22 protein-coding genes and 3 tRNA genes are annotated in these 25,429 nt (G+C 39.6%); 13 read left to right on the top strand and 12 right to left on the bottom strand.

All coding sequences use genetic code 11. The annotated features are described in order from the left end of the window. Positions 1-125: 125 nt before the first annotated feature. The 10 genes from C1721_RS02840 (at position 126) to C1721_RS02790 (ending at position 10,733) form a co-directional block, all read left to right on the top strand. Positions 126-623 carry a hypothetical protein gene (locus C1721_RS02840; RefSeq protein ID WP_159063523.1) on the top strand — a complete coding sequence of 166 codons (498 nt, stop codon included), beginning with the start codon at positions 126-128 and terminating at the stop codon, positions 621-623. A 31-nt stretch (positions 624-654) separates the two neighbouring features. Continuing rightward, positions 655-1,968, top strand: a complete 1,314-nt coding sequence (locus tag C1721_RS02835) for a Gfo/Idh/MocA family protein (RefSeq protein ID WP_102406989.1) — start codon at positions 655-657, stop codon at positions 1,966-1,968. Positions 1,969-1,970: 2 nt separating this feature from the next. Further along, positions 1,971-2,216 (top strand): hypothetical protein, encoded by a 246-nt coding sequence (locus tag C1721_RS02830; protein WP_102406987.1) that lies wholly within the window; start codon positions 1,971-1,973, stop codon positions 2,214-2,216. A 292-nt stretch (positions 2,217-2,508) separates the two neighbouring features. Continuing rightward, positions 2,509-3,534 (top strand): NAD-dependent epimerase/dehydratase family protein, encoded by a 1,026-nt coding sequence (locus tag C1721_RS02825; RefSeq protein WP_102406985.1) that lies wholly within the window; start codon positions 2,509-2,511, stop codon positions 3,532-3,534. Positions 3,535-4,033: 499 nt separating this feature from the next. Beyond that, positions 4,034-4,279, top strand: a complete 246-nt coding sequence (locus C1721_RS02815) for a hypothetical protein (RefSeq protein ID WP_102406987.1) — start codon at positions 4,034-4,036, stop codon at positions 4,277-4,279. A 292-nt stretch (positions 4,280-4,571) separates the two neighbouring features. Then, positions 4,572-5,597, top strand: a complete 1,026-nt coding sequence (locus C1721_RS02810) for an NAD-dependent epimerase/dehydratase family protein (RefSeq protein WP_102406985.1) — start codon at positions 4,572-4,574, stop codon at positions 5,595-5,597. A 5-nt stretch (positions 5,598-5,602) separates the two neighbouring features. Beyond that, entirely contained in the window at positions 5,603-6,670 is a 1,068-nt protein-coding gene (locus C1721_RS02805; RefSeq protein WP_102406983.1) for a dihydrodipicolinate synthase family protein, read from the top strand. A 7-nt stretch (positions 6,671-6,677) separates the two neighbouring features. Continuing rightward, entirely contained in the window at positions 6,678-7,886 is a 1,209-nt protein-coding gene (locus C1721_RS02800) for an Nramp family divalent metal transporter (RefSeq protein ID WP_102406981.1), read from the top strand. A gap of 178 nt (positions 7,887-8,064) precedes the next feature. Continuing rightward, the gene (locus tag C1721_RS02795; RefSeq protein WP_102406979.1) at positions 8,065-9,378 is read left to right on the top strand and encodes an amidohydrolase; all 1,314 of its coding nucleotides are present in this window, start codon (positions 8,065-8,067) and stop codon (positions 9,376-9,378) included. Between the two features lie 14 nt (positions 9,379-9,392). Next, positions 9,393-10,733, top strand: a complete 1,341-nt coding sequence (locus C1721_RS02790) for a Gfo/Idh/MocA family protein (protein ID WP_102406977.1) — start codon at positions 9,393-9,395, stop codon at positions 10,731-10,733. 91 nt (positions 10,734-10,824) lie between these two features. On the opposite strand, the gene C1721_RS02785 is transcribed toward C1721_RS02790, so the two are convergent. The 12 genes from C1721_RS02785 to prmC form a co-directional block, all read right to left on the bottom strand. Then, positions 10,825-14,334: a leucine-rich repeat domain-containing protein gene (locus tag C1721_RS02785; protein ID WP_102406975.1), complete on the bottom strand. Its 3,510-nt coding sequence runs from the start codon at positions 14,332-14,334 to the stop codon at positions 10,825-10,827. Between the two features lie 129 nt (positions 14,335-14,463). Continuing rightward, a complete protein-coding gene (locus C1721_RS02780; protein ID WP_102406973.1) occupies positions 14,464-16,365 on the bottom strand; it encodes a S1C family serine protease in 1,902 nt (633 codons plus the stop codon). A gap of 281 nt (positions 16,366-16,646) precedes the next feature. After that, positions 16,647-16,719 (bottom strand) — tRNA-Gly (locus C1721_RS02775). 11 nt (positions 16,720-16,730) lie between these two features. Further along, positions 16,731-16,815: transfer RNA gene (locus C1721_RS02770), tRNA-Leu, on the bottom strand. 21 nt (positions 16,816-16,836) lie between these two features. Then, positions 16,837-16,909 (bottom strand) — tRNA-Gly (locus C1721_RS02765). A 67-nt stretch (positions 16,910-16,976) separates the two neighbouring features. Then, positions 16,977-17,441, bottom strand: coding sequence for a (2Fe-2S)-binding protein (locus tag C1721_RS02760; protein WP_102406971.1), 465 nt, complete (start codon positions 17,439-17,441; stop codon positions 16,977-16,979). 1 nt (position 17,442) lies between these two features. Then, entirely contained in the window at positions 17,443-18,783 is a 1,341-nt protein-coding gene (argH, locus tag C1721_RS02755; protein ID WP_102406969.1) for an argininosuccinate lyase, read from the bottom strand. Positions 18,784-18,795: 12 nt separating this feature from the next. Further along, on the bottom strand, positions 18,796-19,206 hold the full coding sequence (locus C1721_RS02750) for an SRPBCC family protein (protein WP_102406967.1): 411 nt from the start codon (positions 19,204-19,206) through the stop codon (positions 18,796-18,798). 12 nt (positions 19,207-19,218) lie between these two features. After that, positions 19,219-19,857, bottom strand: coding sequence for an orotate phosphoribosyltransferase (gene pyrE, locus C1721_RS02745; protein ID WP_102406965.1), 639 nt, complete (start codon positions 19,855-19,857; stop codon positions 19,219-19,221). A gap of 92 nt (positions 19,858-19,949) precedes the next feature. Then, on the bottom strand, positions 19,950-20,639 hold the full coding sequence (locus C1721_RS02740) for a ComF family protein (RefSeq protein WP_102409206.1): 690 nt from the start codon (positions 20,637-20,639) through the stop codon (positions 19,950-19,952). Continuing rightward, entirely contained in the window at positions 20,620-21,111 is a 492-nt protein-coding gene (locus C1721_RS02735) for a regulatory protein RecX (RefSeq protein ID WP_102406963.1), read from the bottom strand. The genes C1721_RS02740 and C1721_RS02735 overlap by 20 nt, the downstream gene beginning before the upstream one ends. Beyond that, complete coding sequence (gene prmC, locus C1721_RS02730) at positions 21,108-22,007, bottom strand: peptide chain release factor N(5)-glutamine methyltransferase (RefSeq protein WP_102406961.1); 900 nt, start codon at positions 22,005-22,007, stop codon at positions 21,108-21,110. Before prmC ends, C1721_RS02735 begins: the two co-directional genes overlap by 4 nt. A 52-nt stretch (positions 22,008-22,059) precedes the next feature. Between prmC and ribD the strand changes: the two genes are divergently transcribed. The 3 genes from ribD (at position 22,060) to porG (ending at position 25,415) form a co-directional block, all read left to right on the top strand. Continuing rightward, a complete protein-coding gene (ribD, locus tag C1721_RS02725) occupies positions 22,060-23,154 on the top strand; it encodes a bifunctional diaminohydroxyphosphoribosylaminopyrimidine deaminase/5-amino-6-(5-phosphoribosylamino)uracil reductase RibD (protein ID WP_102406959.1) in 1,095 nt (364 codons plus the stop codon). A 113-nt stretch (positions 23,155-23,267) separates the two neighbouring features. Then, the gene (locus C1721_RS02720; protein WP_234347268.1) at positions 23,268-24,632 is read left to right on the top strand and encodes a BamI family beta-barrel-assembly machinery protein; all 1,365 of its coding nucleotides are present in this window, start codon (positions 23,268-23,270) and stop codon (positions 24,630-24,632) included. A gap of 78 nt (positions 24,633-24,710) precedes the next feature. After that, positions 24,711-25,415 (top strand): type IX secretion system protein PorG, encoded by a 705-nt coding sequence (gene porG, locus C1721_RS02715; protein ID WP_102406955.1) that lies wholly within the window; start codon positions 24,711-24,713, stop codon positions 25,413-25,415. Positions 25,416-25,429: the final 14 nt, after the last annotated feature.

Raw genomic sequence — 25,429 nt, 5'->3', positions numbered from 1 at the left:
GACATTGGAGCCTATACAGGAATATCAGTTGCTGCTTCCTGTTCCAACAACTCAGATAGAAATAGACCAAACTCTTGTTCAGAATAAAGGATACTAATATGTTAAACCTATATAAAGAAATAAAGATGAAACGAACTGCTTATATTTTAATGTTTATATTTCTTGTGGGGACGATGATGTCTTCTTGTCTGAATGAAGATGACGTGAAAGCTCCTAAGGTACACAGTTTAAAGTTCTATACAATTAATGAAAATAAAGAATTTATAGAAGAATTGAATCCTGTAAGCGGTATTACCTATACAATAGGAGTGGATACGGATGCGGATATCTGTTCTTTATGGCCTGGGGGAATCCGTCAGATAGTAAAGAAAGTCGGTACTGATATAGATTCTACCGATGTTAACGGAAACGTGGTATTGTCTAAAAGTGATTGCTATAAGGATTATGGATTGCTGAAAGCTCAGGGGCTGAAAACGTCCTTAAATTCTACTATCGGTTGGACTGCCACTTATCAATATCCTCAATCCGGGGAGTTTGAATTTACGGTTGTTGTGACTAATCATGGTTATGATTCACCGGATTATAAACAGGTCGCTGTCCCGTTTAATGTGAAGGTCAGATGATGAATTAGGTTAGATATTAAAACATATACAAATGGAAAGAAAAGATATTGATAGACGGGATTTTATTAAAAGTTTAGGAGCAATAGGTGGAGGAAGCCTATTGCTCTCCTCCTTGCCTCAATTGCATCTCCTTGCTCAGGAAAGAGAAAAGCAAGTAAAAGGCCAGAAGGCCAGGCTTGCCATTATCGGAACAGGATCAAGAGGCATGTACCATATCAACCACCTCTTACAAATACCTCATGCCGAAGTCGTTGCTTTGTGCGATATTTACCAGCCGCATCTTGACAATGCTGCCAAAGTATTCCCGAAAGCAAAACAATATAAAGATTATAACCAGGCAATTGCCGACCCGAATGTGGATGGCATTCTGATTGCAACCCCTCTTCACATGCATGCTCCAATCTCAATCGCAGGGTTGAAAGCCGGCAAGCATGTATTCTGCGAAAAGTCCATGGCCAGAACCGTGGAACAATGCAAGGAAATGTATGATGTGTATAAAGAATCGGGCAAAGTCCTTTATATAGGCATACAACGCCTGTTCGACCCGAAATACCTGAAAGCGATAGAACTGATAAAGAATGGAACAATCGGTCAGATAGTAGGACTTCGTAACTTCTGGTACCGTAACAACGACTGGCGCAGGCCTGTACCGGAACCGTCGTTGGAAAGACAGATAAACTGGAGACTGTACAAAGAATATTCAGGTGGTTTGATGACCGAACTTGCCGCCCACCAATTACAGATGGGTACATGGGTCAATCATTCTCTTCCCGACTATATCACAGGGTTCGGCGACATTCTTTTCTGGAAAGACGGTCGTGAGGTTTATGACAGTGTAAGTGTTATTTACCATTATCCTAACGGCTTGCGCATGACTTTCGAATCTATCATTTCAAACAAGCATTATGGAATGGACGAACAGGTTCTGGGTCATGAGGGGACTCTTGAGCTGGCACAGGGATTATTGTATATGGAAAACCCGAAACCCGCACCGGGCATACAGCAATTGATCAATCAAATTGAACATAAGGTATTTGATAATATCTCTTTTGCCGGTCCTAGCTGGGTTCCTGAAACTGCTTCTTCCGTAAAGGGTGAACCTATTATGGATCATATCCAGACACATGACGGTTCCAACACTACCGGAGCAACTGTTGACGATGGTTCATTAGGCCTTGTATCGGCTTATTGCTCATCCGTAATTACCGGAGAACCTATTCAGAATCTGGTAGAGGAAGCCTATTATTCATCCGTTCTGGCATTACTTGGCAACAAGGCAATGGAAGAAAGAGCTGTGATTGAATTCCCCGAAGAATACAAAATACCTTATTCATTTGATGCATAATTATGAAAGACATTAATATTACAATAACGACGAAAAGGCAACGCACCGAAATATTGATATGGGGTGTTTGTTTTGTACTTGCTTTCTTGCTGAATATAATTTCTATTATCGTATTCGATACTGAATGGAAAGAACTATTCACACAACTGCTTTGGGTGTTTTGTCTGAGTATAGGTTTCTATGCCCTGATAGTCTTCTTTCGTATATTGTTCCGATTGATTCTTTGTGCTTTTAGGAGAGATAAATAACAATTCTTGGATGATGGACTCTCTATTTGTTTGTAGAAAGTCTTTCTTCCGGAAGAAAGACTTTCTACAAAACAGATCATTCTCTCCGAATGTTAGCCTTTGATATATGCGAAGATTATGAATTAAATACTATCTTTACCGTGTCAATTGAGTATTGATACCACAGTGAATATAGTTATTGTTTTGTAGTAGAGTAAAAACGACGTATGCCCGGGCTTATCGGGTGGACAACTAATGGCTAATACATGGTCATAGGCGGCGGCCTTTTGACCAATGAGTAAATAACAAATATATGAGAACACCATTTAATGAATTAGAATTGGATGAATTAATTGCTCAACCTTCCGGGCAATTAGTCGAGTTTTTTAAGAGGCTGCCTGGCGATCTGTCCATATTAGGCGCCAATGGTAAAATAGGCTTGTCTTTATGCTTAATGGCGAAGAAGGCGATAGAGAAAGCCGGAGTGAATAAAAAGGTTTATGCCGTATCGCGTTTTTCGGATTCTGCCGGCCGGAAGAAACTGGAAGAATGGGGAATAGAAACGATTGCCTGCGACTTGAGCGACCGGGAACAATTGAAGAAATTGCCTCTCACGGAGAATGTCGTATTCATGGCCGGACGGAAGTTTGGTACCGAAGGCTCAGAGCCTCAGACATGGGCAATGAATGTGCTTATGCCTTCCTATTGTGCGGAATATTACAAAGATTCCAAAATTGTAGCCTTTTCAACAGGCTGTGTCTATCCGTTGGTATCTAAACAATCCGGCGGTTCTGTTGAGACGGATCATCCTGATCCTGTAGGCGAATATGCTCAATCATGTTTGGGACGTGAACGGGTTTTCGAATACTTCTCCCAAAAGAATAATACGCCTGTATTACTGTTACGCTTAAATTATTCCACTGATTTAAGATACGGAGTTCTGTCTGATATAGGCCGAAAGATATGGCAGGATGAAACTGTTGTTTCCGGTGTGGAGTATTTTAATATTTTATGGCAAGGCGATGCTAATAACTATACGCTTCTTGCTTTGGATCATTGTACTTCGCCTGCCAACTATTTGAATATTACCGGTACGGAAATTCTATCAGTAAAAGACGTTGCCGAAGAAATGGCCCGTATAATGGGTAAGAAACTGGAATTACAAATCCCTTCCGCCGATACTTCTTATTTAAATAATTCAAGTAAAGCATTCGGCTATTTCGGAACTCCGTCCGTGCCGGCAAAAGAACTCATACGCATGCAAGCCGAATGGATTATGCAAGGAGGCCGGGAACTTAATAAACCTACACATTTTGAAGTAAATAACGGAAAATACTAAGAACCATGAAGATACAAGACATAAACAAAGAGATACTAAACTCCTTTAGGAAAGGATGCGTAATACCGGCCGTTCCATTGGCACTGGACGANACTCTTGAGCTGGCACAGGGATTATTGTATATGGAAAACCCGAAACCCGCACCGGGCATACAGCAATTGATCAATCAAATTGAACATAAGGTATTTGATAATATCTCTTTTGCCGGTCCTAGCTGGGTTCCTGAAACTGCTTCTTCCGTAAAGGGTGAACCTATTATGGATCATATCCAGACACATGACGGTTCCAACACTACCGGAGCAACTGTTGACGATGGTTCATTAGGCCTTGTATCGGCTTATTGCTCATCCGTAATTACCGGAGAACCTATTCAGAATCTGGTAGAGGAAGCCTATTATTCATCCGTTCTGGCATTACTTGGCAACAAGGCAATGGAAGAAAGAGCTGTGATTGAATTCCCCGAAGAATACAAAATACCTTATTCATTTGATGCATAATTATGAAAGACATTAATATTACAATAACGACGAAAAGGCAACGCACCGAAATATTGATATGGGGTGTTTGTTTTGTACTTGCTTTCTTGCTGAATATAATTTCTATTATCGTATTCGATACTGAATGGAAAGAACTATTCACACAACTGCTTTGGGTGTTTTGTCTGAGTATAGGTTTCTATGCCCTGATAGTCTTCTTTCGTATATTGTTCCGATTGATTCTTTGTGCTTTTAGGAGAGATAAATAACAATTCTTGGATGATGGACTCTCTATTTGTTTGTAGAAAGTCTTTCTTCCGGAAGAAAGACTTTCTACAAAACAGATCATTCTCTCCGAATGTTAGCCTTTGATATATGCGAAGATTATGAATTAAATACTATCTTTACCGTGTCAATTGAGTATTGATACCACAGTGAATATAGTTATTGTTTTGTAGTAGAGTAAAAACGACGTATGCCCGGGCTTATCGGGTGGACAACTAATGGCTAATACATGGTCATAGGCGGCGGCCTTTTGACCAATGAGTAAATAACAAATATATGAGAACACCATTTAATGAATTAGAATTGGATGAATTAATTGCTCAACCTTCCGGGCAATTAGTCGAGTTTTTTAAGAGGCTGCCTGGCGATCTGTCCATATTAGGCGCCAATGGTAAAATAGGCTTGTCTTTATGCTTAATGGCGAAGAAGGCGATAGAGAAAGCCGGAGTGAATAAAAAGGTTTATGCCGTATCGCGTTTTTCGGATTCTGCCGGCCGGAAGAAACTGGAAGAATGGGGAATAGAAACGATTGCCTGCGACTTGAGCGACCGGGAACAATTGAAGAAATTGCCTCTCACGGAGAATGTCGTATTCATGGCCGGACGGAAGTTTGGTACCGAAGGCTCAGAGCCTCAGACATGGGCAATGAATGTGCTTATGCCTTCCTATTGTGCGGAATATTACAAAGATTCCAAAATTGTAGCCTTTTCAACAGGCTGTGTCTATCCGTTGGTATCTAAACAATCCGGCGGTTCTGTTGAGACGGATCATCCTGATCCTGTAGGCGAATATGCTCAATCATGTTTGGGACGTGAACGGGTTTTCGAATACTTCTCCCAAAAGAATAATACGCCTGTATTACTGTTACGCTTAAATTATTCCACTGATTTAAGATACGGAGTTCTGTCTGATATAGGCCGAAAGATATGGCAGGATGAAACTGTTGTTTCCGGTGTGGAGTATTTTAATATTTTATGGCAAGGCGATGCTAATAACTATACGCTTCTTGCTTTGGATCATTGTACTTCGCCTGCCAACTATTTGAATATTACCGGTACGGAAATTCTATCAGTAAAAGACGTTGCCGAAGAAATGGCCCGTATAATGGGTAAGAAACTGGAATTACAAATCCCTTCCGCCGATACTTCTTATTTAAATAATTCAAGTAAAGCATTCGGCTATTTCGGAACTCCGTCCGTGCCGGCAAAAGAACTCATACGCATGCAAGCCGAATGGATTATGCAAGGAGGCCGGGAACTTAATAAACCTACACATTTTGAAGTAAATAACGGAAAATACTAAGAACCATGAAGATACAAGACATAAACAAAGAGATACTAAACTCCTTTAGGAAAGGATGCGTAATACCGGCCGTTCCATTGGCACTGGACGAAAACCGTAAATTTGACGAACAGCATCAGAAAGCCCTGATCCGCTACTATATTGATGCGGGAGTAGGCGGTTTGGCTGTAGGAGTGCATTCTACCCAATTTGAAATACGTGAACACGGAATGTTCGAACAAGTATTATCTGCTGTTTCTTCCGAGATCGATTCATGGGCTACATTAAGAGGTCGGACTATTTTAAAAGTTGCAGGTGTGTGCGGAAACACCGAGCAGGCAATTCGTGAAGCCCGCTATGCCGTATCTGCCGGATACCATGCCTGCCTGCTGAGTTTGGCTGCTCTGAAAGAGAAAAGTATGGAAGAGCTTCTTTCTCATTGCAGACAGATAGCTGCCATTATGCCGGTAATCGGTTTCTACCTGCAGCCTTCTGTTGGCGGTATGGCTTTACCGTACGACTTTTGGAAAGAGTTTGCTGCTATTCCGAATGTACTTGGCATAAAAATGGCTCCGTTCAATCGTTATAAAACGTTCGACGTTGTACGTGCCGTATGCGATGCCGGCAAAGAAAACGAGATAACTCTTTATACAGGCAACGACGACAATATCGTTCCTGATTTGCTGACCGAATATGCCATTTCTACAGAAGAAGGAATAAAGAAGGTGCGGATAAAAGGAGGACTGTTAGGGCATTGGTGTGTTTGGACCCGTAAAGCGGTTGAATTGTTGAATGAAGTGCATGCTTTGCTGGATTCCGGTAAAGATATTCCTCATGAGTTACTTACCAGAGGAGTGCAGATTACGGATACGAATGCAGCCTTCTTTGATACGGCCAATGATTTTGCCGGATGTATTCCGGGTTTGCATGAAGTGTTAAGACGTCAGGGCTTGTTTAAAGGTACATGGTGCCTGAACCCTCATGAAGTGTTGTCTCCCGGCCAGGAAGATGAAATAACCAGAGTATATAAAGCATATCCACATTTGAACGACGATGCTTTTGTTAGCGGGCATTTGTCTGAATGGTTGAAGTAATACGGATATGGATATAAGAAAGTTTAGCTTAAAGAAAGTATTCGAGGTTCTGGGGCCCGGACTCATAACCGCTGCCATGGTCTTAGGACCGGGCACTCTTACGGTATGCAGCAAAGCGGGCGCTACGATGCAATATTCCACGCTTTGGGTAATTGTGGTTTCGGTCTTTTTTATGATCTACTTTACCCGGATGGCTGCCAGAGTAGGCTGCATCTCTTCTAAATCGCTATTATCTATTGTTGAGCAAAACTATGGCCGTACGCTTTCCATACTTATGGGTTTAAGCGTGTGCTTTAGTTGCGCCGGTTTCCAAACAGGCAATACCGTAGGGATTGGCTTATCTATGGATACGTTGTTTGGCGGTGGAATTGCTATATGGGCTGTTCTGTTTCTGATAGTAACCTTAGCATTTATATGGACATCTTCCAACTTCTACAACTTATTGGAGAAGGTAATGGTGTTCCTCGTTATCCTGATGATTGTTGCGTTTGCCGGCAATTTATTCAGGGCAAGGATAGATGGCGTTGAATTACTGAAAGGCTTTATCCCATCAGTGCCTTCCGATGTTAGTATCCTGATTGCGATAGCTTCCACCTCGTTCAGTGTAGCAGCAGCGGCGGGACAGGTTTATATGGTACAGGGTAAAAACTGGCATCTTGAGGATTTGAAGAAAGGTTTGCGGGATGCCGTGGTCGGAATTGTAACGCTCGGCACATTAAGTGCGATTATTATTGTGACTTCGGCTGCAGTATTAGCTCCCAAAGGTATCCAGGTAAATAGTGCCATAGATATGGCTTTGCAGCTGGAACCATTGTTGGGTCCTTTGGCCAAATGGCTGTTCCTTATCGGACTGTTTGCTGCCTCGTTCTCTTCTTATGTGGCAAATGCGGTAATGAGTGGAATCTTTTTGGCGGATGCGTTACATTTAGGACAGTCTGTTAATGACAAATGGGTGAAGGTGTTTGCTTCCGTTGTATTGGCATTGAGCACGCTGGTTGCCGTATTCTTCGATTCAAACCCGATACAGCTTATCATTTTTGCACAGGCAATGACCGTTCTTGGCGCTCCGTTGGTGGCAGTTGTGTTATGCTTCCTTTCCAATAATAAACGGATCATGGGAGTGCATAAAAATTCGCTATCTGAAAACATCATACTCAATATGGCTACAATATGGGTTATCTTTTTGTCTGCCAAGCAATTGCTTTCTTTGGTGTAGAAGGATTAAAAGGTAAAATTGTCCGACTGGTATGTTTTAGCAGATATATATAGCTGCTATTAACTTGAATCATAGGACAATTTAGTAGAAAATACAGGTCAAAAGAATAAAATATCGTATCTCCGGACTTAAAATGTCGGGAGGATGAAATTAATAGAAGCAGGGAAACGGATTAAATATGAATACGGAAGAAATAAAGAAAACAGTAATAGATGAAATAGACCGCTGTTCTAAGGAAGTCTTGGAGATGGTAAAAGACATCGGACATCATCCTGAACTGGGTTTCCGGGAGGTGCGGACTTCCGGTTTGATAGCCGGTTATCTTCGTTCTTGCGGATATGACGTAAAAGACAAACTGGCTTTGACCGGCGTAAAAGCGAAGTTGAAAAACACGGGAGAGCCGGTACGCAATATTGCCGTATTAGGGGAACTGGATGGTATCGTTTGCCGCGAGAGTCCGTTGGCCGATCCTGTATCGGGAGCTACCCATACGTGCGGGCATAATTTGCAACTGGGGATTCTTATGCTTGTTGCTAAAGCTATGAAGTCATCGGGTATAGGCGATGCCCTGAATGGTAATGTAACTTTCTTTGCAGTATCGGCAGAAGAATATATAGAACTGGGATACCGTGAAGAGTTGAAGAGAGAAGGAAAAATAAAGTATTTCGGAGGGAAGCAGGAGCTTGTCAGGCTGGGCGAGTTTGATGACATAGATGCCGCCTTGATGGTACATGCGGAATCCGATTTACCAGGTCCGACTATTGGCATATACGACTCCGGCACCGGATTTAACAGTAAACAGGTTCAATATATTGGAAAGGCGGCTCACGCCGCGGCATATCCTCATGAAGGAATCAATGCTTTGAATGCCGCCATATCAGGAATCAATGCTATCAATGCCATGCGTGAGACCTTTAAGGATGAAGAGCATAGCAGGGTTCATTTTATAATAACGAAAGGAGGCGAAAGCGTGAACAGTGTTCCTGCCGATGTCCGTCTGGAGGCTTATGTCCGTTCCTCTACAATAGATGGAATACAGGATGTATCCCGGAAATTCGACAGAGCGTTTAAGGCCGGAGGCGATGCTGTGGGCGCAACTACGCATATAAAGACCTTGCCCGGTTATCTTCCTTTGGTTTGCAATCCGGATATAAATGGTTGCTTCGCGGCAAATGCCCGGCAATTTATGACGGAGAAGCAAATTATAAGGATGGGACATTTCAAGGCATCAACCGATATGGGGGATATTTCCCATTTAATGCCTGCTATACATGCTACAGCCGGAGGCACTAAAGGATTTCTGCATGCCGCCAATTTTGAAGTAACCGACTATGAATCGGCGGTAGTTATTCCGGCAAAGATTATTGCACGGACATTAGTTGATTTATTAACCGAACAGCCCGGCAATTTGTCCGATATATTAAAGGACTACAAACCGGTGCTGTCTAAAAATGAGTATCTGGACTTATTAAATTCATTTATATCAGAATAATTAAAAATAGTATCATGACGACAAGACGTAATTTTCTAAAAAAAGCAATGATGGGAACAGCTTTAGTTTCCGTTGGAGGTGTGTTACCCGGATTCAGCGCAAAAAGCTATGACCGGATTGTGGGGGCAAATGACCGGATTCGTGTGGGCGCAGCAGGTGTAAATGCACGTGGTTTCGCATTAGCTAATAATTTTTGTAAGCAACATAACTGTGAGGTTACTTATGTGTGTGATGTAGATAAACGGGCTATTGAGAAAAGTATCGCGTCTATCGAAAAGATAACAGGTGATGCTCCCATACCTGAAAGAGATATCCGTAAGATGATAGAGGCTAAAGATATAGATGCCGTAATGATTGCTACTCCGGATCATTGGCATGCTTATGCAGCTTTGATGGCTATGCAGGCGGGTAAAGATGTGTATCTGGAAAAGCCTTGCAGTTATTGTCCGGAAGAAGGGGAAATACTGGTGAAGGCTGCGGATAAATACAAACGTGTTGTGGCAATGGGTACGCAGCGTCGTTCGTGGCCGAATGTGATTGAGGGAATCAACGAGATAAAGAATGGTGTAATAGGTAATCCTTATTTTGGGAAAGCATGGTACACGAATAACAGGCCTTCGATTGGTATTGAACCGGTAACGGCCGTTCCTGAATGGCTGGATTGGGATTTATGGCAAGGACCGGCTCCACGTGTTGGCTATAAATCTAATTTCTTACATTATAACTGGCATTGGTTCTGGCATTGGGGTACGTCCGAATCGGCCAATAACGGTACGCACATGATTGACCTTCTCCGTTGGGGAATGGGTGTGGATTATCCTACAAAGGTAAACTCTTACGGTGGACGTTATCGTTATAAAGATGATTGGGAAACTCCCGATACGCAAGTGATTAATCTTGAATTCGGGAATGATAAAAGTATGGTATGGGAAGGCCGTAGCTGTAACGGACGGACGATTGAAGGCAGTACGGTTGGCGCTATGTTCTATGGCGATAAGGGAAGTCTGGTAATCACCGGAAGCAATGGTTATATTATTTACGATCTTGATAATAAGAAAATAAAACAGGTATATAGCCAGGTAGAGATTGATGCCCGCAACCAGATTGATCCGGCAAAAGAACTGGATGGTTTCCATATTCGTAACTTCCTGGATGGAATCTTGAAAGGTGAAAAGTTGAATGCCGACATTCTTACCGGACATAAAAGTACGTTGTTAATGCAACTGGGTAATATCTCTCACCGTGTTGGACATTCTTTGGAAATAGACAGTGAGAATGGCCATATCATAGGAACTCCTGATACAGATAAGTACTGGACCAGAGAATATCAAAAGGGCTGGGAGGTGAAATTGTAAGGATTGGATATTTAAAAAAGAGCCTTTGGGCTATAGCCGTGTTCCTATATATATTTACATCATAATGGAGTTTATATTATGGGAACACGGCTTAATTTAATTTATGTAAGACTAATTTGGGTAATAATTTATCCAACTGTTTTTTTATTTTGAGTTTTAAATCTTCTATGTTGGTATAAGAAGTTGGGAAGTGTCCCAGAAGCTTTAGCCTTTTTTTGAATGCAAGCAGGCTGTTGATGTTTTCATCAATGTTTCCGGTGCTTATCGGAGCATCTTTAAAGTAAGTATATACATAAGGTTTGCCTGTTCTGATAAACTGTCCATAGGCTGTGTCAAATTCTTCTTCGGTAAAGATACCGGCTTTGGTAAAGAATAAACTGACAAATATATCGGATGATCTGACAGCTTTGTTATATTCATCTTGCAATCGGGATTTCGACATTGCATCCAGAAAGTCTTCCCATATTTCCAATGAGATGAAAATACCGCTTTTAATAAGCTCTTTATTCTCCCGGTTGATAAATAATTCAAATTCTTTTCTGTCTACTTCCAGTTCGGAAGAAGAGGCAAGAAAAATACGTATTGTTTGCAGACTGGGGTATATTTCGTTTTGACCGGGTTCTATTTTGCGGAAGAAACCTGCATTATAAAGCAGATCGTCTATAGATAATTTCTCACCGGATTCATTACAATATACATCGGATCTTTTCTGGGATAAGCGGATTAAATCGTCATACAGAAAACGACTTTGATGTTCTCCCGACTTGCATTCTTGACAAGTACACGGAACATATATCTTTGGAGTAACGCCTTTATAGCTGCTGGTTATATTGTTTAAGGCATTCATTACCACCATAGCTAACCCTCTGGCGTCTTTTCCTTGGGATTGTAGGATAATTTTCTTCTGGTAAAAGATTTCTTCCAACTGGCAGTAAGCGCTGCTGGATACGAAATTGACGGCATTGTTCCAAACTTCTTCTTCTCCGTTTTGATCTAATACAATATATCGGCTCAACTCTGCACTTACTTGATTTAATATACCGCGAGGCATAAATGGATATTCATATTCCAATCTTAGATAAGCCCCTTGTTTCCATCGCTTCTCATCGGGCATGGATAATAAACGGGCAGGCATAATATATTCCTCTGCCTTGTGTTTTTTAGGGAATGCTACCCTGAATACTTCCAGCATTTGTTTGAGGATAGAATGTTTGCTTTCGTATGAACCATCATTCCATAAACGATTGAAATCGCCGGCTATTATCTGTCCTTTTCTGTTCTGAATCTGATCATCGTCTATAATGCGATATACGGCTTGCATGCCCCATTCCGGACGTAAAATGATCCAGTCTCTTAATGTTGTGTTGTTTGAATACCAAAGAATAACACCGATGTTGTGAAGGAAGGAAGCGCAATCTTTATAATCAGCCGAAGCTATAAATGAATCGGGAGCAACCTGATCACAAATCTCTTTAAACTTATCATAAGAAATACAAGGCGTTTTTGTCGCTTCTATTTTAAGGGCGTCACGCGTAGCAATCCATGAATTGGGTATGTCTTTGTTACAATGTGGCAGTTTGGTAAGTTGGTGAATTATTTCCTTTTTAATAAGAGATAATCCCTTGTTCCGGTTAGGTAAATTCAGTTCGAAATATGGTTTGTCTATCGCTCGTATGATATTAAATTGCGGACCGCTGATATAGAGTCCCAAATCGTTCCATGATACGCGGTTTCCTTCGTGGCATGTCTGCCCGATAATTATGGGGCTGCTTCCGCCAAATTGATAGAGTGTAGGAATCCAGTAGTCGAAATTATGTTGTTCGTTACGGGTGGAAGCCAGTAATACAAAAACAGAATTTTCTGTCAGGAAGAAGCGATGGACAGGATAATATACGTCTTGTCCCCCAAAGTCCCAAATATGGGCAATATATTTCTCTTTGAACTCCCAATTGCATATTTCGATACCTCTGGTCCTTCTGTCCTCTTTGGGAAGGACAGCGTTGGAATCTATTAAACGTTTTTGTAAAGAGGTCTTTCCTGCAGCTCCGTCGCCAACCAATATAAGCTTTGCTTCATGTATGGACGAAAATTCTTCTTTTTTCTTTTTTTCAAAATATCTCTTTATTGCCTCGGAACCTAATTTTACAACTTCTATAGGAGGATCAGACAGGGGATTGCCTGTAATATCTATTCCGTAAAGAGAAGGATATTCTGAATCCAGAAAGACATGGTATGTACTACACCATTCCGGTAACGAGTTTATTTTATTGTTACTGAGGTTTAGAAAATAGAATTCTTTAATGTCTTTCAATGGTGATATATCCTTTATCTGGTTTTGGACAAGGCGTAAATTGCTTAAGTTCTTTAACTTGCCTAAAGGAGATATGTTGGATATGAGATTACCGTTTAGTTGTAAATTTTCTAAACGGATCAATTTGGCTAAAGGGGTAATATCTGATATTTGGCAGTAGTTTAAGGACAAATGACGTAATTGTTTTAAGCCTCTCAAAGTTTGGATATCACTCAATGGATTGTAATCCATTTGTAATGAATTTAATGCTTTTAAAGAGCCTAATGGTGAAATGTCAAAAACTAAATTGTGACTTAATTGTAAAATTGTGATTTTAGTAAGAAAACCTAATGTTGATATATCTGATATTCTATTAAAACTGAGATCCAGCCTTTTAACCTGTTGTAGTTTACCTAATGTTGATATATCCGATATGTTGCATTGCCCTAATTGAAGTACTGATAATTTCTTTAAATCTTTTAATGGAGAAATATCAGATATTGAGTGGTTGTTGGATATATTTAGTGTTTTCAGCTTTTCCAGTTTTTCCAATGGAGATATGTTCGAAATTAAATTATCGGATAAGTCCAATTTCTCCAGATTGCTTAATGTGGAAAGAGCTGAAATATCATTTATGGAATTATCTTCTAAATCCAAATGTATAAGCCCTTTCAGCTTTTTTAAAGGATGTAGGTCCGTTATAGTATTGCCTTTAAGCATTAACTCCGATAACCGCTGTAGATTATTAAAAATAGAAAGATGCTCGATCTTGCAGGCATTGAGACAAAGAACTTTCATGTTGGTTAAATTAGCTATAGGAGAAAAATCTTTTATATTATTATATGAAAGATCAAGCAATTGTAAGTGTTTTAAATATTTTAGGCTGCGTATATTTTTTAACGGGTTACTTTCCAGCAATAGACATTGCAATTTTGTCAATTGCCTTAAAGGAGTCAGGTTAGTTATCTCGTTTACACTTAAATTGAGGGATATAAGCTGAGTCAGGTTACTTAAAGGAGAAATATCCTCTAAATTATTATCAGATAAATCCAAATCTATGATTTGTTTTAGAGGGGCTAATAAGGTTAAATCGGCATTGCCGATAGTCTTTAATGCTAATCTTCGTAAACTTTTTAGCTTAAGGACCAATTCAATAAGAGCCGGGAATCTATCTTTTATACTGAGATATACGGTTAAACTGGTAACGTTCCCCGATTTATTCTGTTCATATTCGGAAATGAACTCATCAGAGTCTCCATCATTCATTGATAAAAGGGCGTCGATAGCATCAATAATGTCCAGGTCATTCATACGTATAAGTTTAATATCAACAAAGTTAGTAAAATATTTAAATGGACTTTCCCAAGATAATATATTTACGTATGTTTCTTGCAGGTTCGTTTTTTGTCGGTTTATAGAATATGCAGAGATTAAGTTACACTACTGCAACTTAATATTATAAAATCTCCATTCACTGTCTTCCGTTTCAATAAAACTAAACTGTGCCGTGTTTTTAGGTAATGCCGGAAATATCAGTGTAAAATATAGTTTTTCATATTGTCTTGAAAAATAATGAGCCTGTGGCGATGTAGGTATGCCTTCCGCCCTTATCATGGAGTATTTCTTACCGGTATCATTACTTATAATGTATGCGGAAGGATCTATAGAACACCAACCGTCTGACGCGTATAAGTTGGTATACTCAAATTTAATTTTTGTGTAGTTATCTGATACTTGTACTTGAGTTATCTTTAGTGCTCCATTGTTTCTAACGGCGGCATATATAGGGTTATTAACCGTAATATCGTTGTTATTGGTGTTATATGCATTATATGAAGCTCTGTTGTTGCTAGATGACGGTTGATTGGAGCACTCTATCATATATACAAAATTCTTTATTGTTTTGACTTTTCCCGTTAAAGCCATTTCCGATACTTGGTTATTATTGGGAAGAATAGAAGAAGAGGTAACGCTTTCTATTAAATTCTGCAGGTATGAGGTTTTAATAGCATAGCCTACATTTTCAGCCTGCGTATGTTTTGCATTAACAATCCCAATTAAGTTTCCTTGTCCGTCAAACAACGGTCCGCCGCTGTTACCCGGCTGAATGGGTGCGGATATCTGATACAGGGAAACGTCGCCTTTAAAGCCTGTTTTGGAACTGATAACACCGGTTGTAAGTTTTACTTCGTCACCCATTGTAGTTGTTAGTGGATAACCAAGTACGAAAATCTCTTCACCTACATCGGCGGTTGCTATTTTCACTCTGTAAGGAATATTCCCGAATCCGGTAAAACGGTGGTCGTTTATCTTTAGTAAAGCTAAGTCGTTATGTTTGTCGGAAGCTACAACCGTTGCTTCATACGGGATGGAAAAATTACCTTTTATCCCTTTTATGTAGATGCTTTTAGCACCTTCTATAACGTGATAGTTCGTTGTTATATATCCGTTGAACAGGGCGAAGCCGGAACCGGACCATTTCTGTGCTTCCCGAGAAGGTGTGTTGGCGTTGGATGGTGAAGAGGAAGGATACATTTTCAGGTATCCTGTTTCTTCGTTAGGCATAATAGTTTTCATCTGGCCTCTTTCAAATATGACATAAACATCGGAGTTTGTGCTTTTGTCTTCCATATACCAATCCGCTTTAAAAAGACCGGCAGTTGCGCTTGGACGTAATATAGCTTTGACATCCCCGACTTTCCACCAACTCTTGTTCGTCTTACTTCCCAGATAGATGAAATAATATGTGTTGTCGTGCTTGATGCACCCTAATTTATAACCTTGTTCATTGATGCCTTCGTATATCCCGACTATACCATCATTATTCATATCTATATTTTGTCTGACGGATATTTCATCATAAGCTGTTGCATTGGCGTTGGGATTGTTGATTGTATAATTTTTAAAACAATATCCATGATATTCCGAATAATCATCTATCAGTGAGAAGCTGGTAATGCCGGCAGGAATCCTTCCGGAGAAAACCAGGGTGTAATGATATGCTTCCCCTTTTTTTACATTCTCCCACCCCCAATTGTCATATATCGTACATGAATGATAAGAGGTGCCGTCACTGGATAGGGCGCCTAATAAAGGCAGCTTTACGCTTTCGGCCTGAATATATGTATATGGACTTGTGAAAAATGTCATGCGAGACCGGTTCTTTGTTGGCACCAGTTCAATGGTTACGTATGTACAGTCGTCAAATATCTGGACAGAATATAGTGCTGCTGTTTCATTCTTGGATTGCACTTTATCTCTTCCATAAAAGTAAGTAGTATTTTGAGCTGATAGATTTACTAATTGACAAACAAGTAATAGTAGAAATAGAAATCGTTTCATTTGTGTATATATCTTGTATGTGGTTTGATAAGCTATTAACTAATCACAAAAATAATAAAAACGACGAATGCTTTATCGTACAATATGGACTTTTTTAAGAAAGAATAGATCGTAATTAGATTAAAAAATATCTGGTTTTATAAAGATAATGTTTTTCAATAACTCTTATTTGGAGGTAAATATAGTTTTCAATATAAGTTTTATGATCAATAGAAATAAAAATAGGATATAAAATAAAAAGCCCCGCAATTCCTAAGAATTACAGGACCTTTTGGAAGCTGAGCGGAAGACGGGACTCGAACCCGCGACCCTAACCTTGGCAAGGTTATGCTCTACCAACTGAGCTACTTCCGCAAGAAAGTTTGTACTCGAAGCGGGACTTGAACCCGCACAGCCGCAATGGCCAAAGGATTTTAAGTCCTTCGTGTCTACCGATTCCACCATTCGAGCATCCCTTTCTCTTAAGAGATGAGCGGAAGACGGGACTCGAACCCGCGACCCTAACCTTGGCAAGGTTATGCTCTACCAACTGAGCTACTTCCGCATTGCTTGCGTTTGCGTGTGCAAAGGTAGATAAAAGTTTTATTTTAGCAAGAGTTTGCGTGAAAAAATTAATTAGTGACGATTAATTTTTTACTCGTACTAGCTTGTACTTCTCTAACTGTATAAGATTGTAATTTATGCTTACTTGGACTTCCTTGCGTTGGGAAACCTGAACCGGTTAATTCATATTTACTTCCACATACGGGACATATTGCATGAATACCGGTGTCGTCAACATGTACAACTGTTGAAGCATTGGCTTCATTGGGACAAGCTATGTCGTAAGCTTGATATGCTCCATAGCCTATGTCTTCTCCATGAAAAATAAGAACGCCTCCAAATCCGGCTTTTTCTACTGCGGAATTGATATTTTTACTCGTATATATTTTAGAACTAAACAGATTGTTTAAATCTTTATCCTCATATGTTAAATCGAGTTCCAAATAAACAGGATAAAATGGAATGGTATTATTCTCTATTTTAGAACAAGCCGATCCTATAAATATAAGTAATAAGATTAAATACTTTTTCATATTATCCTTCAATTAATTTCTTTTCTGCTTCATTCATTCTTTCGAATGAAAAACCGTCAACAACTTTCTGCATAAGCGCCGAAATATAGTCATTGCATAGATTTCCAATGCTTCCTTCATGTGTGTGGTGCACTTCTTTGTTTGGCACAAACTTTCCTGCCTCTATGTTTAAACCAACTTGTTTATAAGCATCACGGAAAGGGACACCGGCAAGCACAAGACGATTCACTTCTTCCACGCTAAACAATAAAGCATATTTATCGTCATCAAGAATATGTTCATTTACTTTTACTTTGCGCATCATATGGGTTACCATACGAAGACAATCTTTCAATTCATCGAATGAAGGTAAAAATACCTCTTTAATAATTTGGAGGTCACGGAAATATCCCGAAGGGAGATTATTGCTGATTAAAGTAATCTGCTGAGGTAATCCTTGTATTTTATTACATTTTGCACGTGTCAGTTCAAAGACGTCCGGGTTTTTCTTATGAGGCATAATGCTGGAGCCGGTGGTAAATTGATCCGGCAATTTAATGAAGCCAAAGTTTTGGCTATTAAACATACAGGCATCATAGGCCAGTTTTGATAATGTCGCGGCTATTCCAGCCATGGCAAACGCAACGGTACGTTCCATTTTCCCACGTCCCATTTGTGCATATACAACATTATAATCCATTGAATCGAAGCCTAACAAATCTGTAGTCATCTGGCGATTCAAAGGAAATGATGAGCCATATCCTGCAGCTGAACCTAGCGGATTACGGTTACATATTTTATAAGCGGCTTGCAACATTTGCAAATCGTCGGACAAACTTTCAGCATAAGCTCCGAACCATAAACCGAAAGAAGAGGGCATGGCTACCTGTAAGTGAGTATATCCGGGTAACAATATATTTTTATATCGGTTACTCTGTTCTATCAGAATATCAAACAGACCGGATACGAGTGTGACCAGCTCTTGTATTTGTGCACGAGTGAAAAGCTTTAAATCCAATAATACCTGATCATTGCGTGAACGTCCGCTGTGTATCTTTTTTCCAACGTCTCCTAAACGGCGGGTGAGCATCAACTCTACTTGCGAATGAACATCTTCTATTCCCTCTTCAATAATAAACTGTCCGTTGTTAGCAATAGTATATATATTTCTGAGTTCTGCCAGTAATACGTTAAGCTCCTCTTTGGTGAGTAAGCCGATGCTTTCCAGCATTGTAATATGTGCCATAGATCCTAAAACATCATACTTGGCAAGATAGAGATCCATTTCACGGTCTCTACCTACAGTAAAAATGTCTACTTCATGATCTACCTGAATATTCTTTTCCCAAAGTTTCTGAGACATAATAAAAAGAAATTAATAAGGTAAGGAAGCTATCACTGTTGATATTTTATCTAAAGCATCCTGTAGCGGTTTTGAAACCATCGGTTTGATGAATGGATTCAACTCTGCACGAATTGTCATTTTCATTTTTGTGTCGTTTTCCTCAACCTGTTTTAATTGTATCCATAGGTTTAAGGGAACCGGCGAATTTGTCGTTGTGAATTTAATAGTCTTATTCGGTTCACGTTCCACGATCTGGAATGTTATCTTTCCAACAGGATCAACAGCAAAACTGCATGAATCGCTATCAAATTCAAAATCTTTTATTTTATCTTGAGGAATGCGGTCTTTGATCCGTTCCAGATTAGAAAGATCAGACAGCATTGTAAAAATACGGTCATCGTTGTGTGGGATTGTTTTAACCTCACTTACAAATTCTGTCATCAGTTTTTTCTTTTAAATTAAAGGATTCCACTTTCCCGGATCCTTACGCCATTCCTGAAGAATTGCAATTTCTGATTCGTCAATATAATCTGTGCGTACAGCTTCTTCTAATACGGCATCATAGTTACTTAATGTGGTTAATGTAACTTTAGCCTCTTTAAAAGCCTCTATTGCAACAGGGAAACCATACGTGAAAATAGCAACCATACCCACAACATCGCAACCGAAATTACGAACGGCCTGTACAGCTTTTAAACTGCTGCCGCCTGTTGAAACAAGGTCTTCAACAATTACTACTTTTGATCCCGGTTTCAATTCTCCTTCGATCAGGTTTTCCAGTCCGTGATCTTTAGGGGTAGAACGAATATATACGAACGGAAGGCCTAATAAATCAGCGACTAAAGCGCCTTGGGCAATTGCTCCGGTTGCAACACCGGCAATAGCATCGGCATTTTCGTACTTTTCACTAATTGTGCGGGCCAGTTCCAATTTGATGAAACTTCTGATTCCCGGATAGGAAAGCGTTTTTCTGTTATCGTTGTAGATTGGAGATTTCCATCCCGATGCCCATGTGAAAGGGTTGGCTGGCTGCAATTTAACAGCCTTAATCTTTAATAATCTCTCTGCTACTAATCTTTCCAGTGTTTTCATACAACCTAATAAATGTGTTTATACCAGTTTGCAAAAATAGCTAAACTCATTGAAATAACCTTGTGTATGGACTGTTAATTTTTTATTAATATTTAGGCTATAGACAAAGAAAATACGCTTATTTGCAAGCCTGATACGGAAGATAGGGCATCTATGCAGCCGCTAATTGTTGACCCCGTGGTTATTACGTCATCTATGAGGAGAATGTGCTTATCTTCTAATTCGTTTATGTTTTGAGCGAGAAAAATATCTTTTACGTTGATCCACCGGTTGTAAACGCTTTTGCGTGTTTGTGTGTCGGTTTTCTTTGTTCTACACAATGTGGTTGTGTTGACAGGTGTGTGCCATACGGAACTTAGCCCTAAAGCGATCCATTCTGCCTGGTTATAGCCTCTTTGTTTTTGTCTTTTTGGATGAAGTGGAACGGGGATGAGGAAATCAGTTTGGCATAATGGGCTGTTTACTTTCTGTAATTCCAAAGCTGCTTGCCTTCCCAGTATATAACCGATTTCTTTGTTGTCGTGATATTTAAGGGAATGAATCAGTTTCTGTACGTGACCTCCTTTTTCGTAATGCAAGAAAGAATAGGCATGTATAATATTGGCTTTTCCCATGAATAATTGTTCTGCCGGATTTAATGCTTGCTTGTGATAATCTGTTTTGGGCAAATCGGATAAACAGTTCAAACATATTTGCTTCTCTCCGTCAACAAGCGGTGTTTTACATAGCAGGCAAAGGTTAGGAAAGAAAAGATTCAGTATATCATTCAAAATCTTCAGCATAATCATTCCCCTTAAATAACTGTTGCAGGCATTTAATCGTTTCATTGCTTTCAAATCCGCGTCCGGCGGCAAAACGAAGCAGTTTGTTAAATAGTTCGCGTTCGTCTTTTCCTTTTACTGTTTTCTTTTTGTCTTTTAGTAATGATAAGATAATGGTTCGGTATTCGGTAGAATCAATAGTAGCCAATGCCTCGGAACGAATGGAAGGAGAGATACCTTTTTTGTGCAATTCGTATGCTATTTTTATGCGTCCCCATTTATTAAAACGTAGTTTGTCATTTACGAAACTCCTCGCAAAGCGTTCTTCATCTATAAATTTTTCTTTCAACAAACGGGCAATGATGCGTTCTCCTGCTTCTGGTGGCAAGCCTGCTGCATCTATTTTTTTTTGTACATCCTGAATACAACGTTCTGCCGTTGAGCAATAGGATGCCGCTTTGTGTAACATCTCCGGTTCGGTTATTTGTTTCATATCTGAGCTTTTATTATCCGGTCTTTCTTGTAAAAATCTTGTGTTAATTCAATATGCCTGTAACCTTCCTGTTTGAGCATTTCTTTTGTCTCTGTCCCGAATTGAGAGTTTATCTCAAAATAAAGATACCCGTTTTGTGATAAATTTTGTTTGCCAAACCGGGCGATAGTGCGATAAAATAACAATGGATCATTATCCGGAACAAACAGTGCCGAATGAGGTTCATAGTTCAGAACATTTGCCTCCATATCTGTTTTTTCTTTTTCTGTTATATATGGAGGGTTGCTGACGATTATATTTACCTCTCTTTCGGAAGAAATTTTATTTTCTCTCGGAAGAAATTCAAATTTCTCTCGGAAGGAATGGAATTTAGTGGTAGATAAAATATCGGCTTGAATAAACTGAATATCGGCATTCAGTTTTTCCGCGTTTAGCTTGGCGATGGATAGGGCATCCGCCGAAATGTCCATTGCAAATACTTCTGCGTTATTTAGATGTTTGGCTAATGAGATGGCAATACAGCCGCTTCCTGTCCCGATGTCTAATATCCGTAGAGGAGAAATAGGTGAGTTTTTGGAATCTTCTATAATTTTATTGACTAACTCTGCCGTTTCCGGTCGTGGTATTAGCACGGAAGGATTAACAGTGAAATCATATCCGTAAAAATTTGCAGTTCCTAATATGTATTGGATCGGTTCTGATTTCTTTAATCGCTCTACGATCTCTGCGATTTCAGTTTTTTCTTTGTCAGATAAATCATTACCTTTGCCAAGTAAGAGCTGGTAAGGCTGTAAGCCGCAAATTTGTTCCATAATCAGCTGCGTAAAGCCTCTGATCTCGTTGGGAGGGTAATAATCTTTCAGGGAGTTGATTATATAAGATATGGTTTCAGTCATGCTTTCTGTTTTTGTACAAAAGTAGTGCAAAAACCATTTATATGCAAAGATTATGATAGAGGTTGAAGATAAGTATATGGCCCGTTGCATTGCGCTTGCTCGCGGAGGGTTAGGATATACCAGCCCAAATCCGATGGTTGGTGCTGTTGTTGTATATAATGGTAAGATTATAGGTGAGGGATTCCATCGAAAATGCGGAGGACCTCATGCGGAAGTAAATGCGATTGCTTCTGTGAAAAATGAATCCATGCTGAAAGATTCTACTTTGTACGTGAGCCTTGAACCTTGTTCCCATTATGGTAAAACTCCTCCGTGTGCGGAACTTATCATTAAAAAGCAGATTCCACGTGTTGTTGTTGGTTGCCTCGATCCTTTTCCTGAAGTTTCAGGTCGTGGAGTACGTATGTTGCGTGACGCCGGTGTGGAAGTTGTTACCGGTGTGTTGGAAAAAGAAGCTTATGAGCTAAACCTTCCGTTTATGATGCAGCAGACACGGAAGCGTCCTTACATCCTGTTAAAATGGGCACAAAGTTCAGATGGATATATGGATATTATTCGTAAGGATTCATCTGTACCTCCTGTTGTTTTGTCATCGCAGGAGACATTGCGGATGGTTCATAAATTGCGGTCTGAAATGGATGCGATCATGGTGGGAACTAATACTGCGTTGTTGGATAATCCGTCTTTAACAGTTCGGTATTGGGCCGGAAAATCGCCTGTGAGGATTGTTCTGGATCGTAATTTGCTGATTCCTTCTCATTACCATTTGCTGGATGGTTCTGTTCTCACTTATGTCTTGACAGAAAGAGAAATGGAGAACCGGAAAAATATAGAATATATCCGGATGGACTTTTCTCAAGATATTTTGCCTCAAATAATGGATTTTCTGTGTAAACATAAAATTAATTCATTAATGGTGGAAGGCGGCTCTTATCTTTTAAGGCAATTTATTAATCATGACTTGTGGGATAAAATACGTGTGGAAACTGCTCCGTTTTGCTTGAACGAAGGAGTGGCAGCCCCGGATAGGACTTGGCTTCAAAAGGTAGCATATTCCCAAATCATCGGGATGATTTTACAAAAACATCGGGATGATTTTACAAAAACATCGGGATGTTTTATTACGGAGTACATTCATAAAATATAGTCAAAGTTGTAATGTCTTGACACTAAAATATTATAAATATTGACGAGTATTAGGTATAAAGCAAAAAATGTTTCTACTTTTGTGCCTTTATATGCAACAAACTTATGTTTTTGATGAAAAATAAAATAGTACTATTTCTGGCAGGATGTTTGGTTTTATTGATGAATTCCTGCTTAGGTTCGGATGATGCGGAATATGAAATACCTAAAAACTGCCAAATCACTTCATTTACGATGAAAAGTGATTCAGTTCCTGAATTATCGAAAGTAAGCTTTACTATAGATCAGTTATCGGGGTATATATTTAATATAGATTCCATGGCATATGGAACTGAGATTGAAAAGGTGGTTTGTACTGTTAATTTTGCCTCAGGGGTCGCTCAGGTTCAGGTAGTACAAGAAGCTGCGGGCGATACTATTGTTTGGAACGGTATGGATTCTTTGGATTTTTCGAAACCTGTGACTTTTATAACCCACTCATACGACGGTCAATTTTCAAAAAAATATATTGCGAAGGTAAATATCCATCAAGTCGTTCCCGATTCGATGGTATGGACTTTATATGCGGAGAATGTGACGGATTTAAGCATTGACGAAGAAAAAGTAGTTGCATTCGATTCCGGTAACACAAACTACTATTATATGTATGTAAAACCGGCCGCACAAAATGGATATAAACTATTCCGTTCGGCAGCTTCGGATGCAAAGAATTGGGAAGAACTACCTTTAACCGGATTGCCGGATAATGAAATACTTCTTTCACAGATAACCGAAAGCCAAGGTGTATTATATGCTCCTGGTACAAAAGGTGTTGTTTATCAATCTGTAAACGGGCAGGATTGGAAGGCATTGAATAATACTCCGACTGTTAAGTATTTATTAGGAGCCATAAAAGTTGGCGGAGTAAACCAACCTCCGGTTTTGGCTTCCATCATAGATAAAGACGGATCATTGCTGTTTGCTGCGATGAATGAGTCTTTGACTTGGACGGAAGGGAATATAGTACCGGCAAACTTTCCTGTTTCCGGTTTTGGCTCAGCCAATCACAATGTAATGTATAAAGAACGTCTTACGGTTGCTTGTGGAAAAAGCAATAGCGGACAACTCTGTAATTCTGTCTGGGCTACGATGGACGGTACTTCTTGGGCTATTCTTACAGATGAAGATGATGATTCTTTAGAACCTTGCGATGGAGCTATGTTAGCTCGTTATGACGATAAATTATTCATCTTAGGAGGTGTGAATTCATCCGGGCAGGCATCAAAGACAATTTATAATTCAATAGATAATGGCGTAAGCTGGTCTGTAATTGATACGATGGTGGTTTTCCCGGAGACTTATAAGGCCAGAGGTTTTTCTTCCGTAATAGTAGATAAAGAGAATTTTATGTTTGTTTTCGGAGGAAAAACGGGTAATAATGCAAAAGTACTGGATGAAATCTGGCGCGGCCGCATTAATCGGTTAGGATTTAAGGATTAGAAAGTTCCTTTATGAAATGTATAATTTTATAAGGCTTTTATCGTTAGAAAAGAAGTGTAGTATATAACAGCAAAGCATATGACTTCAACTTTTTTTCAACGAATATGTCTTATAATCCTGCTGATAGGACAAGTTCCTGCACTTTATGCGCAGGAATATAAATATGAGATTGGTGGCATGGCGGGCGGAGCCTATTACATGGGCGATGCTAATAAGAACGCGTTTTTTAAAGGATTGAATCCCGCATTGGGCGCGGTATTTCGTTATAATGCTAATTTCAGATGGGCGGTGAAAGCCGATTTGCTGTGGGGACGTGTTTCGGGGAATACCGAAGGGTTGGACAATGTTTTTCCGGATCATGCACAAGCTTCTTTTACAAGAAACTTTATAGAGCTTGGCGGACAAATGGAATTCAATTTCTTTCCATACAGTGATAAATTTGCGTATGCAAATGCCAAACGTTTTTCGCCTTATGTCTTATTGGGATTAGGGCTGACGGTTGCCCCCGGTAACGGTAAAACCTTTGCGGGTTTGAATGTTCCTTTGGGCGTTGGTTTAAAGTATAAAATTGCAAACAGGGTGAATTTAGGTTGCGAATTCTCATTTCGTAAATTGTTTGGCGACAATTTCGAAGGAAATGCAATACTGGATAATCCATATAATATAAAGAGTAGTTTCTTAAAAAACAAAGATTGGTATTCTTTATTGATGTTTTCTGTTACCTGGGACTTTGGACCACGCAACAGGCCATGTAACAATAAAAATAGTATAAGTGGTTATTAAGATACGGAATAAAA

Origin of the sequence: Parabacteroides bouchesdurhonensis (assembly GCF_900186615.1) — a bacterium.
In the GTDB taxonomy this organism is placed as follows: Bacteria; Bacteroidota; Bacteroidia; order Bacteroidales; family Tannerellaceae; genus Parabacteroides; species Parabacteroides bouchesdurhonensis.
The sequence above is the reverse complement of the archived record's forward strand: the minus strand, read 5'-3'. Positions and strand labels throughout refer to the sequence as shown.